15 protein-coding genes are annotated in these 14332 nt (G+C 72.8%); 3 read left to right on the forward strand and 12 right to left on the reverse strand.

Features of this window, described 5'->3' with window-relative positions; all coding sequences use genetic code 11:
- Positions 1-114: 114 nt before the first annotated feature.
- From B0I28_RS05505 to B0I28_RS05520, 4 genes are all read right to left on the reverse strand, one after another.
- Positions 115-885 (reverse strand): hypothetical protein, encoded by a 771-nt coding sequence (locus tag B0I28_RS05505; protein WP_106362812.1) that lies wholly within the window; start codon positions 883-885, stop codon positions 115-117.
- Positions 882-1427, reverse strand: coding sequence for a SigE family RNA polymerase sigma factor (locus B0I28_RS05510; protein ID WP_106362813.1), 546 nt, complete (start codon positions 1425-1427; stop codon positions 882-884). The genes B0I28_RS05505 and B0I28_RS05510 overlap by 4 nt, the downstream gene beginning before the upstream one ends.
- Before the next feature lie 344 nt (positions 1428-1771).
- On the reverse strand, positions 1772-3055 hold the full coding sequence (locus B0I28_RS05515; RefSeq protein ID WP_106362814.1) for a glycosyltransferase: 1284 nt from the start codon (positions 3053-3055) through the stop codon (positions 1772-1774).
- Positions 3052-5325, reverse strand: coding sequence for a glycoside hydrolase domain-containing protein (locus B0I28_RS05520; RefSeq protein ID WP_106362815.1), 2274 nt, complete (start codon positions 5323-5325; stop codon positions 3052-3054). The genes B0I28_RS05515 and B0I28_RS05520 overlap by 4 nt, the downstream gene beginning before the upstream one ends.
- 350 nt (positions 5326-5675) lie before the next feature.
- Between B0I28_RS05520 and B0I28_RS05525 the strand changes: the two genes are divergently transcribed.
- From B0I28_RS05525 to B0I28_RS05535, 3 genes are all read left to right on the forward strand, one after another.
- Positions 5676-6713 (forward strand): hypothetical protein, encoded by a 1038-nt coding sequence (locus B0I28_RS05525; RefSeq protein WP_219926585.1) that lies wholly within the window; start codon positions 5676-5678, stop codon positions 6711-6713.
- 83 nt (positions 6714-6796) lie between these two features.
- On the forward strand, positions 6797-7777 hold the full coding sequence (locus B0I28_RS05530) for a S66 peptidase family protein (RefSeq protein WP_106362816.1): 981 nt from the start codon (positions 6797-6799) through the stop codon (positions 7775-7777).
- Positions 7778-7864: 87 nt separating this feature from the next.
- The gene (locus B0I28_RS05535) at positions 7865-8389 is read left to right on the forward strand and encodes a GNAT family N-acetyltransferase (RefSeq protein WP_106362817.1); all 525 of its coding nucleotides are present in this window, start codon (positions 7865-7867) and stop codon (positions 8387-8389) included.
- Positions 8390-8435: 46 nt separating this feature from the next.
- Here the strand turns inward: B0I28_RS05535 and B0I28_RS05540 are convergent, their stop codons facing one another.
- The 8 genes from B0I28_RS05540 to tsaE all read right to left on the reverse strand — a co-directional run bounded on the left by B0I28_RS05540 (position 8436) and on the right by tsaE (position 14311).
- On the reverse strand, positions 8436-9002 hold the full coding sequence (locus tag B0I28_RS05540; RefSeq protein ID WP_106362818.1) for a dihydrofolate reductase family protein: 567 nt from the start codon (positions 9000-9002) through the stop codon (positions 8436-8438).
- A gap of 124 nt (positions 9003-9126) precedes the next feature.
- Positions 9127-10149 (reverse strand): endonuclease/exonuclease/phosphatase family protein, encoded by a 1023-nt coding sequence (locus tag B0I28_RS05545; protein ID WP_106362819.1) that lies wholly within the window; start codon positions 10147-10149, stop codon positions 9127-9129.
- Positions 10150-10190: 41 nt separating this feature from the next.
- On the reverse strand, positions 10191-10955 hold the full coding sequence (locus B0I28_RS05550) for a hypothetical protein (RefSeq protein WP_106362820.1): 765 nt from the start codon (positions 10953-10955) through the stop codon (positions 10191-10193).
- Between the two features lie 43 nt (positions 10956-10998).
- Entirely contained in the window at positions 10999-11562 is a 564-nt protein-coding gene (locus tag B0I28_RS05555) for a mycothiol transferase (protein ID WP_106362821.1), read from the reverse strand.
- A gap of 38 nt (positions 11563-11600) precedes the next feature.
- Entirely contained in the window at positions 11601-12659 is a 1059-nt protein-coding gene (gene tsaD / locus B0I28_RS05560; RefSeq protein ID WP_106362822.1) for a tRNA (adenosine(37)-N6)-threonylcarbamoyltransferase complex transferase subunit TsaD, read from the reverse strand.
- A complete protein-coding gene (gene rimI / locus B0I28_RS05565; protein WP_181245648.1) occupies positions 12656-13120 on the reverse strand; it encodes a ribosomal protein S18-alanine N-acetyltransferase in 465 nt (154 codons plus the stop codon). Before rimI ends, tsaD begins: the two co-directional genes overlap by 4 nt.
- A gap of 31 nt (positions 13121-13151) precedes the next feature.
- Entirely contained in the window at positions 13152-13838 is a 687-nt protein-coding gene (tsaB, locus tag B0I28_RS05570) for a tRNA (adenosine(37)-N6)-threonylcarbamoyltransferase complex dimerization subunit type 1 TsaB (protein ID WP_106362823.1), read from the reverse strand.
- Positions 13835-14311 (reverse strand): tRNA (adenosine(37)-N6)-threonylcarbamoyltransferase complex ATPase subunit type 1 TsaE, encoded by a 477-nt coding sequence (gene tsaE / locus B0I28_RS05575; protein WP_245888891.1) that lies wholly within the window; start codon positions 14309-14311, stop codon positions 13835-13837. Before tsaE ends, tsaB begins: the two co-directional genes overlap by 4 nt.
- Positions 14312-14332: the final 21 nt, after the last annotated feature.

Here is a 14332-nt window from a genome sequence, read left to right on the forward strand (position 1 = left end):
TCGGCGTGCAGATCGGCACCGCGTACGCGACGACGTTCGAGCTCGTGGCCTTCCGGGGCTGGTGCGGGGGCCGGGTCGCCCGGCCCCCGCACCGCTCTGGGGTTGCCGGAACGCCTAGAAGCCGCCTTCGAGGACGCCGGTCTCGCCGTCCTCGCCGGTCGCGGTGACGGTGAAGCCGTCGCCGTCGGCGCTGCGCGGACCCCCGTTGGGGTCGAACTGGCCCGCGAGCGTGTACTCGTTCCCGGCGGGGACGACCGCGCCGTCCTTCAACGTCCAGCGCAGGACCGCGTAGCCGTCCTCGCTGGTGTAGACGGCTTCAGTGAAGAGGTTGTCGTCGGTGGTCCACGAGTCGAGGTAGGCGAGGCCCTCGCCTTCGGCGAGGCGCAGCTCCACTTCGAGGCCCGTGAGGGCCTCCTCGGAGCGGAACTTCACGACCGACTGGGTCCAGTAGTCGGAGTTGTTCGGGTCGAGGGACCCTTCGCAGTGCAGCCAGTCGGGGGCCTCGGGCTCCTGCGTGCCGTCGTCGCCTTCGGCGCTGCTGCCGGACCCGGAGGGCCCTTCGGGGGTGGTCTCGCCGCCCGTGTCCTCTTCCGCCGCTTCGCTTTCGGAGGTCTGGGCGCCGGGGCCCGCGGCGGGCGGGGCCGGGTCGGGGTCCGCGGACGGCACCCCCTGGGTGAGTCCGAACAGGACGACGCCGCCGATGAGGACGACGGCGGCGCCGGTGGCCAGCGCCAGGTGCGGGACGCGCCAGCGCGCGCGTTCGGGTGCGGCGGCGGCGCCGCGGGGCGCGCGCATGCCTTCGGCGACGCGGCTCCACATGCGGTCCGTGTCGGGTTCGAAGTCCTCGGCGTGGACGCGGAGCCTGTCGGGCAGTTCCTCGCTCACGACACCACCCCGTTCCTGATGGGCGCCCACGCGGGGCCGTCCTGCGAGGGCCCGAGGAGGCGGCGCAGGTCGGCGAGCCCTTTGGAGGTCTGGGATTTGACGGTGCCGACGGAGATGCCGAGGGCGTCGGCGGTCTCGCGCTCGGACAGGCCGAGGGAGTGGCGCAGGACCACGCAGGCGCGGCGGCGCATGGGGAGCCGGTCGAGGGCGGCGCGCACGTCGACGACGGCGGCGGTGTCGGGGCCTTCGGCGGCTTCGGTCGGCTTCTGCCAGAAGAGGGTGTTGCGGCGGCGTTCGCGCACGGCGGCGCGGATGCGGGTCTTGGCGAGGTTCGCGACGATGCCGCGCGCGTAGGCGATCTGCGAGCGGGCCCGGCGGGCCTGGTCCCATTGGCGCCACACGGCGAGCATGGCGTCGGCGGCGATGTCCTCCGCGGCGGTGCGCTCGCCGACGAGCATCCACGCGAAGCGCGCGAGCTCGGCGTGGTGCCGCTCGAAGAAGGCGCGGAAGGCGTCCTCGTCGAGTGCAGCGGGGACGTCCAACGGGGGCCTTCCGGTCGCGATGCGGGGAGGCGATTCTAGCAGCAGGACCGTGACCCCCTCACGTTCCGTTGCACGACAGGCGCAGGCACCCCCGGTGCCCGCGCCTGTCGATCTCCCATGGCAGGAAGCCCATCCGTGGAACCAGCGGAGTCGTTACGGGCGGCGCGCCATGGCGGGGGTGGTGGTGAACGTCGTTGCGGACATCGCGGCCCGTCCCTCCGGTAGCTGTGCGGTGCGGCGGAGCCGGGTTGCCGCACCGTCTCACAGTCGCCGCGGACGCCCCGAAGGTTGCCGCCGGTCCGGGATTTTCCCGAAGTTTTTTCGCAGTGAAGCGCCGGTGCAGGTCAGCCGATGCGGGCGGGGGCGGTGAGTCCGGTGAAGAGGTTGTCGAAGACGGCGGTGCGGTCGAAGCGCATCGCGTGGGCGCGGGCGCGCTCGGCCCGGTCGGCCCGTTCGGCGGGGTCCATCGAGACGGCGAGGTCGATCGCGGCGGCGAGGGCCTTCGGGTCGGCGGCGGGGACCTCGATGGCGTGGTCGCCCACGGCTTCGGGGATGCCGCCGGTGGCGGTGGTGATGACGGGGCCGCCGCCGGCGAGCAGCTTCTCGACGAGGGCGATGCCGAAGGTCTCGACGAACTCGGGGCGCGGCTTCGACGGCAGCGCGTAGGCGGCGCAGCCGTTCATGAGCAGCGGCTTCTCCTCGTCGCTCACGTCGGTGAGGAACACGATGCGGTCGTCCCCGGTGGCGAGGGCCTTCGTGTCCGCGAGGGCCGGGCCGGTCCCGGCGATGACGAGCCGGTGCGTCTGCGCCGCGGCGGAGTCGCGGTAGGCGGCGATGAGGTCGTCGGCGCCTTTCGCGGCGGCGACGCGGGAGAGGAACAGCACGTACCCGTCGCGGGCGAGGCCGCGCGCGGCGAGCGCCGCGTCGACGGCCGCCGGGTCGAGGTCGGTGTAGGCGGCGGCGTCGACGGCCGGGTAGGAGACCTGGACGCGCGCGGCGACCTCCTCGGCGAACCGGGTGCCGAGGGCGAGGTCGACCTGCGCCGCTTCTGCTTCGATGAGGTCCTTCGTGTACTGGGAGACCGCGACGCACCGGTCGTTGGCGAGGTAGGTGGTGAACAGGGCGGCGGCGGCGCCGAGCTCGCCGCGTTCGAGGCAGCCGCGCACGACGTTCGTGATGTCGGAGCCGACCGCTTCGGCGATGGTGGTGACGTCCGCTTCGAGCCCTGCGGCGCGCACCGACCGGAGCGCGTCGACGACGGCGTTCGCGTGGGGGGACAGGTACATCGACATGCACACGGTCGGCACGCCGTCGGTGAACAGCTCGACGAGGCGGCCGGTCATGCCGAGGAGGTGGCGCCCGTCGGGGACGCGGTAGTCCCCGACGGGTCCGGGCCGCTCGACGGTGATGCCCTCCGAGTAGGGGAGGAGTTCGTCGAGCGGTTTGAGCGGCAGTCCCGCGGCCTTGAGCGTCTCGATCGGCCAGGTCACGATCCGCACGTCGTCGAAGCCGCGGGTGAGGGCGACTTCGGCGAGGCCGCGGGCCTCGGTGGCGTGGCCGCACACGACCGGGTCGGCGCGGACGACGATGACGAGGCGGCGCTGCGGGCCGCGGGACTGCTCGGTCACGGTAGGAACTCCTGGAAGCGGGCTCCGGCGTCCCGAGCATGGTCGGCACGGTCGGAGGCGGACGGCGGGCGCGTCTTCGTCGCCCAGTCGGAGGGTTCGGGCCCGAGCTCGATCTCCAGGCGCCCGCCGCCGTGCAGCTGGTTGCCGGTGATGAAGCTCTGGTCGAGGGGCTTGCCGTTGAAGCGCGCGGACTGGACGTACCGCGGGGCCGTCCCGTGCGCGTCCTCGCCGATGCCGGTCTCGGCGTGCCCGGTGGTGACCAGCTCGAAGTCGTTGCCGCCGAAGCGCAGCTGCGCTTCGGCGAACGCGGGCGCGTTGACGAGGAACAGGTTCTGCCCGGCGACGGGGAACAGGCCGAGCGAGGCCCACACGTACCACGAGGACAGGGCCCCGGAGTCGTCGTTGCCGACGAGGCCGCCGCGGCCGGTCCCGAACTGGTACGACAGGGCCGCGTGCACGACCTCCGCGGTCCGGTCGGGCCGCCCGGCGTAGTGGTAGGCCCAGGGGGCCTCCATGTCGGGCTCGTTGTTCAGGCCCTCGAACCGGTCGAGGTCCAGGCCCATCGCGAACTCGCTGCCGAACGGCGGCACCCCGAGCTGCACGACCGGGTCGGCCCCGAACCCGAAGAACCGGTCGAGGATCGACGTGAACTCCTGATCGCCCCCGGCGAGGGTGATGCGGGAGGCCATGTCGTGGAGGAGCCGGAACGAGTAGTTCCAGCGCCCGCCCTCGTAGAAGCTCGAATCGCGCAGGAGCCCGTCGGGGCCGAACGCGTTCACCCAGCCCTTCGCCCTGGCCTCCAGCTCGTCGGCGAGCTTGAGGTCCCCGAGGCCGCGGGCGAGGATCGCGGTGCACCAGTATCCGGTGGCGAGGTCGAGGGTGTGGCTGATCGGGTGGACGACGCCGCGCTCGGTGTAGTCCTCGCCGTAGCCGCGCCGCAGGTCGTCCTGCATGTGGACGAGCGCCCAGTCCCATTCGGGGCCTTCGAGTCCGAGCTGGAACCCGTCGGCGAGCACGGTGTGCGCGAGCGCGGAGGCCTGCCGGAAGAACCGGTCGGAGCCGCGGGCCATCCGGTACCCGATGGGGAGGTTCCCCTCCTCCTCGGCGATGCGCACGATCGCCTCCAGCATGTCCGCGCCCTTGGCCGGGTTCAGGGCCGTGAGCAGCGGGAACTGGGTCTTGTACATGTCCCACATCGTGGCGATGTCGAACACGAACGGGCCCTTGGAGGGCCAGAACGGGCTCTCGTCCTGCGCGAAGCACGGCTTGATGAGCGAGTGGTACAGGCTCGTCGCGAACACGGTCCGGCGCTCGGGCGTGCCGCCCTGGACCTCGACCTGGGAGAAGTAGTCGGACCAGGCGTCGCGGGTGTCGGCCAGGGCCGCGTCGAACCCGGCCTGCCCGGGGAGGGCCTGCTCCAGGTTCCGCTTCGCCTGCTCGGTGCCGCGCATGGAGAAGCCCATGCGGATCTCCACGACCTGCCCGGCCCTGGTGGGGCCCATGAACATGAGGCCGAACGGGCGCAGCGTGGTGCGGCGGATGTAGTCGAAGTCGAGGCGGGTGCCGCCGTCGACGCGGCGGCGGTCGTACCAGACGAGCTGGCGCCAGCCGGGCGCGTCGGTGTCGATGTAGACCGACAGCGGGATGCCCTCCATGACGACGGTGCCCTGCGCGCACCCCTGCCCGAGGCTCTCGATGCCGGCACGGAGGGGCACGGTGGTGCCGTGCTCGATCGCGAGGCCGCCGTAGGAGAAGTCGATGACGACGCGCGAGGACGACGACTCGGGGAACGTGTACCGGTGGACGGCGGTCTTGGCGCCCACGGTCAGCTCGCAGCGGATCCCGTTCGCCAGGGTCGCGGCGTAGTACCCGGGCGAGGCCTCCTCGTCGGCGAGGCGCCACCGGTTCCCGAGCGAGTCGAGCGGCTCGACCATCGGGGTGACGCGGAAGTAGTTGTAGTACTTGCGGATCGCACCGGTCCCGGACTGCTGGAAGTGGGTGAAGCCGCTGGCGAGGTACTCGTCGTACATCGCCTCGGGCGCGCCCTCCTTGGAGATGCCGTACAGGCCGTACCCGGTCGGGTACGCGCCCGAGCACGCGCACGCCGAGACCATCCCCAGCGGGTAGCACGCCCCGGGGTGGGTGTTCCCCACTTGGGCCTTCGGCCACCACCAAGCGGCGGCCAGCCCCTGCGCCGCGGGCAGATCAGTAGCCGCTGTACCGATGAAGGGGTCCACGCTGTCCAAGATGCGACTGAGATTAGAGCTCATTCGTCACATCCTCGTTACGCCGCGATGAACGCGCAAGCGTTCATGCGCACTTCGTCTAAGATCCCCCGCTGCGACACCCGCAATGCACCATTCGCCCGCGCCGCCCGCCGCGCCCGCCCGCGCAACCGGAGCTTTCGCGCCGCCCGCCGCCGCGCCCGGACCGCCATCCGCCCCTCGTCCGCTGTCGGACCCTCCGGGCACTATGGAATCGGGGGGCGCTCGCGACGCCCGAATTGCGCAGAACCGCCGAGACGCTCCCGATCGCCGCCCGGCCGGTAAGGCAGACCCCACCACCGTTCCGCCAGTGCACGTCAGTGTGCGGCAACGCGATCGGAAATACCGTCGTAGGCATGAGCACCACCCTCGCCGCCCACCGCCGCCCCACCGCCGCCGACCGCGCCTCAGATGCCGGGATCGCCCTCACCCGCGGGGGCCGCCGCTGGCACCGCCCCCTCCTCGTCCTCGGGATCGCGTGCGGGGTCGTCGCGCTCGCGTCGCTCGCCGCGATGCCCTTCGACGACCGCACGATCCTGGGCGAGTCCGTCTGGGTCAAGTCCTTCAAGTTCGGGTTCTCGTTCTTCGCCTACTGCCTGTCGCTCGCCTGGCTCCTCTCCCACATGACGAAGCTGCGGCGCACCGGCTGGGCCTTCGGGACCCTGTTCGCCGTCATCAGCGCCGCCGAGGTCGGCGTGATCACCGCCGCGGCCGCGATGGGCACGTTCAGCCACTTCAACGCCTCCGACGACGCGTTCAACCAGGTCGTCCAGATGGCGTTCCAGTTCGTGCCGGTCATGTTCCTCGCGAACGTCGTCATCGCCGTCCTGGTCCTGTTCCAGCGCATCGGCGACCGGGCCGTCACGGCCGTGATCCGGTGGGGCCTGCTCCTGTCGAGCCTCGGCATGTTCGCGGCGTTCTTCATCGTCACCGTCGGCGGCCAGGGCCAGCGCACCCAGGTCGACGCCAACGGGACCGAGGTCCCGCTCAACGCCGGGCACGGCGTCGGCGACCTCGACGGCAACGGCATGGTCCTCACCGGCTGGTCCACCACCGGCGGCGACATGCGCGTCGCCCACTTCATCGGCCTGCACGGCATCCAGGTGCTCATCGGCCTCGGGATGCTCCTGAGCTTCCTGGCGGTCCGCCGGGCGTGGCTGCGCGACGACCGGGTCCGCGCCGCGGTCGTCCGCTGGAGCGCCGCCGGGTACCTCGGGGTGTTCGCGACCGCCGCGTGGCAGGCCGTGCGCGGCCAGTCGTTCACCTCGCCCGACGCGGCCTCGCTCGCCGCCTACGGCGCGGCCGTCCTCGTCGCGGCCGCCGGGATCGCCCTCACCGTCGCCCGCGCCCGCCGCACCGTCGACGCCGAGGACCGCGCGCTCGAACTGAGATAACGCTTGCTTCCAGGCATTGCATCGGGCCGGGACCGCCGTTAGGCTGGTCCCGGCCCCGACCCGTCCCACAGGAGGCAGCAGACATGGAACCCTTGCGGCCCAAACGGCTCCGCCCCGGCGACACCGTCGCGATCGCGGCCCTGTCCGGCCCGCGCAGCGCCCACCGCGCCGAGGAGCTCGACGGCGCGGTCGCCGTCCTCGAAGACGCCGGGTTCCGCGTCCGCCTCACGCCCCTCGTCGAGGCGGGCGGCCACCGGTTCTGGCGCTCCGCCGCCCCCGCCGAGCAGGCCGCCGAACTGAACACGCTCCTCAACGACCCGGAGGTGCGGGCGATCATCCCGTTCGCGGGAGGCAACGCGACCACCGCGTACCTCGACCGCATCGACTACGACGCGGTCCGCCGCGACCCCAAGCCGCTCCTCGGCTTCAGCGACATCACCGCGCTCCACCTCGCCCTGCACTCGCGGACCGGCCTGGTCGGCATGCACGCCGACTTCGCGCCCGGCCTCAGCGGCCGGTTCTGGGCCGACGCCTCCCCCGAGCGGCACGCCCAGATCCGCGACCTCCTCTTCGGGCTCCTCACCGGCGAGATCACCGAGACCGCCCTTCCCGCCGACCAGCCCTGGGAGACATGGAAACCCGGGAAGGCGACCGGCCGCCTCGTCGGCGGCCTGCTCGACCGGCTCATCAACGTCCAGGCCTCCCCGTACGCGCTCGCGCCCGAGACCTGGGACGGCGCCGTGTTCTTCTGGGAGGACGTGGGCCGCAACCTCGGCCACGTGTGGAACCAGCTCCACGTGCTGCGCATGCAGGGCGTCTTCGACCGCACCGCCGCGATGGTCGTCGGCATCCCCGCCGGGATCTCCGACCGCGACCTCCCCGACGGGACCCTCGCCGGCGTCGAGGACGTCGTGCTCGACGTCCTCGCCGACTACTCGTTCCCGGTCCTCGCCGGAGTCGACTTCGGACATACCGGCCCGAACCTGCCGATGCCCATCGGCGCGTTGGCCTCCGTGGACGCCACCGCCCAAGAGCTGCGGCTCCTGGAGTCGCCCGTCGACTAGACGCTTCTTGCACGAACGGGTTGCGTTCGCAATTCCCGGACCCTAAGCGGTTGCTTTCTTGTGGACCTTCGGGCACGGTTGGTAGACATGAGGATCCGAACGGCCACCCCCGCCGACGCAGACGAGATGGTTCAGGTCCGCACCGCATCCTGGCGCGCGGCCTACGAAGGCCTGGTCGACGCCGACGTGCTCGCCGGGCTCCCCGACGAGGCGTCCGAACGCTACGTGCGCTACCTCGCGCGCAGGCGCCCCCTCGAAACCGAGTTCGTGGCCGAGAAGGGCCCCTACGTGATCGGCTTCGCCTCGTTCACCTGGGACCGCGACGAGACCGACGAGGACGGCGCCGGCCCCGGCACCCCCGGGCTGGTCCAGTCGATCTACGTGCACCCCGACCATTGGAGCCGCGGCGCGGGCCGGGCCCTCATGAACCAGGGCGTGCGCTGGCTCGCCGAGCAGGGGTTCGCGCCCGTCCGGGTGTGGATCATGGAGGGCAGCGAGATCAGCCGCCGCTTCTACGAGCGGTACGGCTTCGAGTCCGACGGCGCCCGCAAGACCATGGAACTCAGCGGCGCGACCATCCCTTGTGAACGGTTGACGCTCAAAGAATCCTGACCGCGGCCCGCGCCCGCACTGCCGGACCAGCACTACCGAACCCGCACTACCGGACGACGTCGAAGACCTGCTTCTGGATGCCGTTGCCGTACACCTCGTGCTCGACGAGGTCGAGCTTCACGGCGTCCTGGTCGGCGTCGCTGAACAGCCGCTTCCCCGCGCCCAGGAGCAGCGGGAACACCAGCAGGTGGTAGCGGTCGACGAGCCCGGCGTCCGCGAGGCTCTTCCCGAGAGTGGCGCTGCCCTGCACCGACAGCGGCCCGCCGTCGGTCTCCTTGAGCGCGGCGACCTCGTCGATCGAGCGGAGGATCGTGGCGGGCCAGCGCTCGTCGTCCTCCTTGAGGGTGGTGGACACGACGTACCGGGGCTTGGCGTTGTACCCGGCGAACTCCTCGGTCATGGTCGGCCACACGGGCGCGAACGCCTCATATGAGGTCCGGCCGAGCAGGAGCGCCCCGGCCTCCTCCTGCTCGCGGCCCTTGATCTCGTAGGCCTCGGGGAGGAACTCGACGTCCTTGAAGGTCCAGCCGCTGTTGCGGTAGCCGGGCTCCCCGCCGGGGGCCTCCATGACGCCGTCGAGGGAGACGAACGCGGTGACGATGATCTGGCGCATGATGCGGGCCCTTTCGCTCGGTGGATGCTCGCTCTCCCACTATGACGAGCGCCCCTGACAGGATTCATCGCGAACCTGAAATCCAGTTCAGGAAGCATGGCAGGAGGCATGCCAGGGAACCCGGTCAGGGCAGGCGCAGCGTCGCGAGGACGGGCGCGTGGTCGCTGCCGTCCTTGCCGAGCACCGCGTAGTCGAGGACGGCGAGGCCGTCCTCGGCCAGGACGTGGTCGAGGGTCACGGCGGGCGGGCGCACGATCCCGTTCAGGTAGCCGCCCTCGATCGGCCGCCACGTCGGGGTCAGGCCCTCACCGGTGGCGTCGGCGGCGTCGGTGTACCCGTCGGCGAGGAGGCCGCGCAGGTTGTCGTGGTCGAGCGTGGCGTTGAAGTCCCCCGCGAGGACCCACGGCGCGCCGCCGTCGGGCCGCGGCATCTGCTCGAAGTCGTCCTCCCACAACGGGATCCGCTCCGGCGTGGCGGGCGCGGCGGTGTGCACGGCCATGAACCTGACGGCCTCGCCGCCGAGGTCGACTTCGGCGCCGATCTGGTAGAAGATCCCGTCGCGGCCCACGGTCTCGATGCGCTCCAGGGGGTGCGCGGCGTACAGGCCGGTGCCGACGGCGAGCCCGTCGGGTTCGAGGATCGAGTAGGGGAGCAGCTCCTCCAGCCCGAGCTCGGCGAGGCCCTCGGCGGCGCCGGGGGTGAGCTCCTGGACGCTGAGCAGGTCGGGCCGGTGCTCGGCGACGAGGTCGACGACCTTCCCCAGGTCCGTCTGGCCCACGTACAGGTTCACGGACATGACGGTGAACTCCGCGCCGCCCGCCGCAGGCTGCTCGTCGGCGCTCATCCGCGGCACGAGCACCACGGCGAGCGCGATGACGGCCGCACCCGTGACCGCGAGCGCGGCCCAGTGCCGCACGGCCGCCTGCACCCCCGCGGCGACGACGGCCGCGAGCACGAAGTACGGCACGAACGCGACCGTGGTGACCAGGACCCACCCGGTCTCCAGCCCGAGCACCCGGATCAGCGTGTACGCGACGACCCCCGCAGTGCCGGTCCACGACAGGACCCGCAGCCACCGGGAGCGCCACCAGGGCCGCTCGGCCGCCTCGGGCTCCCCGTCCGCTTCGGTCACCTCGGTGTCGGTCATGGGACCGGAGCCTAACCTGCACCGTCCACACGCCCCCGCGGTCAGTCCCTGAGCAGGTCGAACCGGGGCCGGACCGCATCGGCGAGGGCCTTCAGGTCCGCGCCGGTGTACGGGTCGAGCAGGGCCGCAACGGCTTCGATCGCGCCGAGCACCGCGGGGCCGGTGAGGTCGGCGGGGTGCGTGGCCGCGATCCCTTGCGGGGCAGGGGCGTCGGCGTTCTCGACGGTGACGGCCCCGAACTGCGGGTAGGTGAGCCCGAGGTCCGCGGCATGGAGGCTCCACACCTGGTTCCGCGCCTCGGTGAGGGACCCGAGCGCCCGCCAGGGGCGCCCGCGGGCCGCGTGCCGGGCGGCGTCGCCGAGCGCGATCCACGCCAGGAACGCCCACTCGCGGCGCGCGGCCGCGTCGGGGGTCCACCGGCCCGGGTCGACGGGCTCGGCGAGGCGGCCGGCCTTGTCCACGACCGCGGTCGACTGCGGGGCGAGGCCGGTGCGGGCGGCGGCGTCGAAGACGACGAGGGACAGCTGGCGGCCGTCGCGGTAGACGCAGACGAGGTGTGTGACGTCGCCGAGGCGCTGGCGGAGGGTCGCGGCGGTCGGCGCGAACCCGGTGGCGGCGTCGAGCGCGGCGGCGATGCGCGGGTCGTCGTCGGCGAGTGCGGTGACGCCGATCCCGGCGTCGACGTCGGAGTACGCGTCGCCCGCGCCGCGGCCGAGCGACCCGCCGAGTTCGACCCACTCGACCCAGTCGGCGGCTTCGGCCCAGGCGCGCAGGGCCGCGACGATCGCGTGCGGGTCGGGTGCCATCGGTGCCTCCTCGGTGCGGTTGACCCGCAACGCTACCGGAGGGTCAGGACACGGGCGTCCAGTCCTCGGGCGGGTCCTCGCCGACGCGGCCGTCGACGGCTTCGCGCAGGAGGTCGGCGTGGCCGGTGTGGCGGCCGTACTCCTCGACGAGGTCGCAGACGATGCGGCGGACGCTGAAGTGCCCGCGGCCGGGCCACTCCCAGTGCGCGTCCTGGTCGAGGCCGCCGTCGGCGGTGATCGCGGCGAGACGCTCGCGGGAGCGGGCGACCGCGGCGTCGTACAGCCCGTACAGGTACTCGGGGCTGTCGTCGGCGGCGGAGCCGAACTCCCACGCGTCGGAGTCGTCGAGCGGCGCGGACACCCACGGCTCGCCGGGGGACTCGCCGCGCATCTTCCACGCGAACGTGATGTCCTCGACGCGCGCGAGGTGCTTCAGCAGCCCGCCGATGGTGAGGTCGGAGGCGCCGATGCGCTGGGCGAGGCCCGCGGCGTCGAGGCCGTCGGCCTTCCAGCGGAAGGTGGTGCGGAGCCGTTCGAGCATGGCGAGCAGGTGCTCGGACTCGGTGCCGGCGAGCGGCGGCTCCCAGGAAGGGACGTTGTCGGTCATGCCGGTTACGGTAGCGGCGGGGACCGACAGGCGGGCCCTTACAGCGTGTTGGCGAGGCTGACGACCTCGACGTCCATCGACGAGTTCGCGGGGAAGTCGATGCGGGAGGGCGCGACGCCCGCGGCGACGAGGTGCGAGCCGAGCGCGGCGACCATCGCGCCGTTGTCGGTGCACAGCTTCGGGCGCGGGTACCGCAGCGTCAGGCCCGCGGCCTCGGCGCGCTCGGCCGCGAGGCCGCGCAGGCGCGAGTTCGCGGCGACCCCGCCGCCGAGGAGGATCGTCTCGACGCCGTGCTCCTTCGCGGCCAGGATCGCCTTGCGGGTGAGGACGTCGCAGACGGCCTCCTGGAACGCGGCCGCCACGTCGTTGACGGGCACGTCCTCGCCGTCGGCGCGGCGCGCCTCGATCCACCGCGCCACCGCGGTCTTCAAACCGGAGAACGAGAAGTCGTAGCGGTGCCGCTCCTGGTCCTTCGGCGCGGACAGGCCGCGCGGGAACTCCACGAACGCCCGGTCGCCGTCCTTCGCGGCCCGGTCGATGTACGGGCCGCCGGGGAACGGCAGGCCCAGCAGGCGCGCGACCTTGTCGAACGCCTCGCCCGCGGCGTCGTCGATGCTCGCGCCGAGCTGCGTGACCTTCCCGGCGAGGTCCTCGACCATCATGATCGTCGAGTGCCCGCCCGAGACGAGCAGCCCGATCGCGGGCTCGGGGATCGGCCCGTTCTCCAGGGTGTCGACGGCGATGTGCGCCGACAGGTGGTTGACGCCGTACAGCGGGACGCCCGTGGCGATCGAGTACGCCTTCGCGGCGCCGACGCCGACCATGAGCGCCCCGGCCAGGCCCGGCCCCGCCGTGACGGCGATCCCGTCGAGGTCGCCGAGCGCGAGCCCGGCGTCGTCGAGGGCCCGCTGCACCGTCGGCACCATGGCCTCCAGGTGCGCGCGGGACGCCACCTCCGGCACGACCCCGCCGAAGCGCGCGTGCTCGTCCACCGACGACGCGACCGCGTCGGCCAGCAGCTCGTGGCCGCGCACGATCCCCACACCGGTCTCGTCGCACGACGTCTCGATGCCCATCACCACAGGTTCGGTCTTCACAAATCCATCCTCATCACGGCGGCGTCGGTGCCGGTGTGCTGGTAGTAGTTCTTGCGCACGCCGATGCCGTAGAAGCCGTACCGGTCGTACAGGCGCTGCGCCGGGACGTTGTCGACCGCGACCTCCAGGAACACCGACTTCGCGCCGCCCGCGCGGGCGCGCGCGACCAGGTCGTCCATGAGCATCGTCGCCACCCCCCGGCGCCGGTACCCGGCGTCGACGGCGATGTTGTTGATCCACGCCTCGGTGTCGCTGAACGCCGTCCCCGCGTACCCCGCGATCCGGCCCTCGGGGCCGCCCGCGGACCGGTCGAACACGGCCCGGTAGTCGTGCCCGGCCGCGAGCTCGGACCACAGCAGGCCCTCGCTCCACGCCTCGGGCCCGAAGATCGCCGTCTCCATGCGGGCCATCTCGGCCAGGTGCCACCAGCGGACCCGGCCGATCAGCAGTTCACCGTTCATCAGTCAAGGAGTACCACGCCGCGCCGGCCGGTCACGCCCCGCTCGCGGGCCGAGCGGGCGGCGCCACCGCGCCCTTCGCGGGCTGCGCGTCCGGACGCCGCAGGTACAAAGGCGTCAACTGCTCCGACGGCGCGCCCGACAGCAGCCGCGGCGCGGCCAGCTCCACGAGCTTCACCAGGTCCGGGTACACCGCGCCGGCCTCGGCCGGCACCGGCAGCTCGGCCGCGTACTTCGCCGCGCCCTCCCCGACCGCGTAGTCCGCGCGCGTCTCCGGCAGGTCCGCGGGCTTGCCGACCTGCGGTTCGCCTTCGCGCACACCGTCCTCGTACACGGCCCAGTAGATCTCCTTGCGGCGCGCATCGGTCGCCGCGAGCGCCCGGCCCCGCGTGTTCCCGCCGATCCCGTCGAGCGAGCACACCCCGTACACCGGGATGCCCGCGCCGTCGGCGAACGCCGCCGCCGTGACCATCCCGACCCGCAGGCCCGTGAACGGCCCCGGGCCGACGCCCGCGACCACCGCGTCCACATCCTTCACGGTGCGCCCCGCGTCCGCGAGGCACGCCTCGATGAACGGGCCGAGCTTCTCCACGTGCCCGCGACCGTCGACCTCACGGCGGAACGCCGTCAGGAACAGCTCCGGCTCGAACGCGGGACCGTCGAGGTCCACCAGCGCGGCCTGCACCGCGCTCGTCGAGGTGTCGAGGGCGAGGACTCTCATGCGGCCGCGCCGACCGGCAGGCCCAGCGACGCGAGCCGCTCGGCCCAGTCGCCGCCGTGCGCGTGCAGGACCGCCTCGCGCACCTCGTCCGCGCGGCGCTCGATCGCGACCTCCAGGTACGAGTCGGCGAGGCGCTCGGCCAGGCCCGCGCCCCACTCGACCACGGTCACCGCCGCGTCCACATCGGTGTCCAGGTCCAGGTCGTCGAGCTCGTCGAGGGTCTCCAGCCGGTACGCGTCGACGTGCACCAGCGGCACGCCCGCCGCACCCGCGCGGTGCGACCGCGCGATCACGAACGTGGGGCTGGTGATCCGCCCCTCCACGCCGAGCCCCGCGCCGACGCCCTGCGTCAGCGCGGTCTTCCCGGCCCCGAGCGGGCCGGTGAGGATCACGAGGTCGCCCGGTCGCAGGACCGCGGCGAGCCGCAGCCCGAACTCGTGGGTGTCTCCGGCCGTCTGGAGCGTCAGCCTCACGTCTCACTCCTCAATGTCAAT

The organism is Glycomyces artemisiae, assembly GCF_003002955.1.
Classification (GTDB): Bacteria; Actinomycetota; Actinomycetes; order Mycobacteriales; family Micromonosporaceae; genus Glycomyces; species Glycomyces artemisiae.

Excerpts from the sequence above, each read along its gene's own strand:
- B0I28_RS05520 (WP_106362815.1), bottom strand. The coding sequence starts at position 5,325 with ATGAGCTCTAATCTCAGTCGCATCTTGGACAGCGTGGACCCCTTCATC.
- B0I28_RS05525 (WP_219926585.1), top strand. The coding sequence starts at position 5,676 with ATGAGCACCACCCTCGCCGCCCACCGCCGCCCCACCGCCGCCGACCGC.
- B0I28_RS05530 (WP_106362816.1), top strand. The coding sequence starts at position 6,797 with ATGGAACCCTTGCGGCCCAAACGGCTCCGCCCCGGCGACACCGTCGCG.
- B0I28_RS05535 (WP_106362817.1), top strand. The coding sequence starts at position 7,865 with ATGAGGATCCGAACGGCCACCCCCGCCGACGCAGACGAGATGGTTCAG.
- B0I28_RS05540 (WP_106362818.1), bottom strand. The coding sequence starts at position 9,002 with ATGCGCCAGATCATCGTCACCGCGTTCGTCTCCCTCGACGGCGTCATG.
- B0I28_RS05545 (WP_106362819.1), bottom strand. The coding sequence starts at position 10,149 with ATGACCGACACCGAGGTGACCGAAGCGGACGGGGAGCCCGAGGCGGCC.
- B0I28_RS05550 (WP_106362820.1), bottom strand. The coding sequence starts at position 10,955 with ATGGCACCCGACCCGCACGCGATCGTCGCGGCCCTGCGCGCCTGGGCC.
- B0I28_RS05555 (WP_106362821.1), bottom strand. The coding sequence starts at position 11,562 with ATGACCGACAACGTCCCTTCCTGGGAGCCGCCGCTCGCCGGCACCGAG.
- rimI (WP_181245648.1), bottom strand. The coding sequence starts at position 13,120 with ATGAACGGTGAACTGCTGATCGGCCGGGTCCGCTGGTGGCACCTGGCC.
- tsaB (WP_106362823.1), bottom strand. The coding sequence starts at position 13,838 with ATGAGAGTCCTCGCCCTCGACACCTCGACGAGCGCGGTGCAGGCCGCG.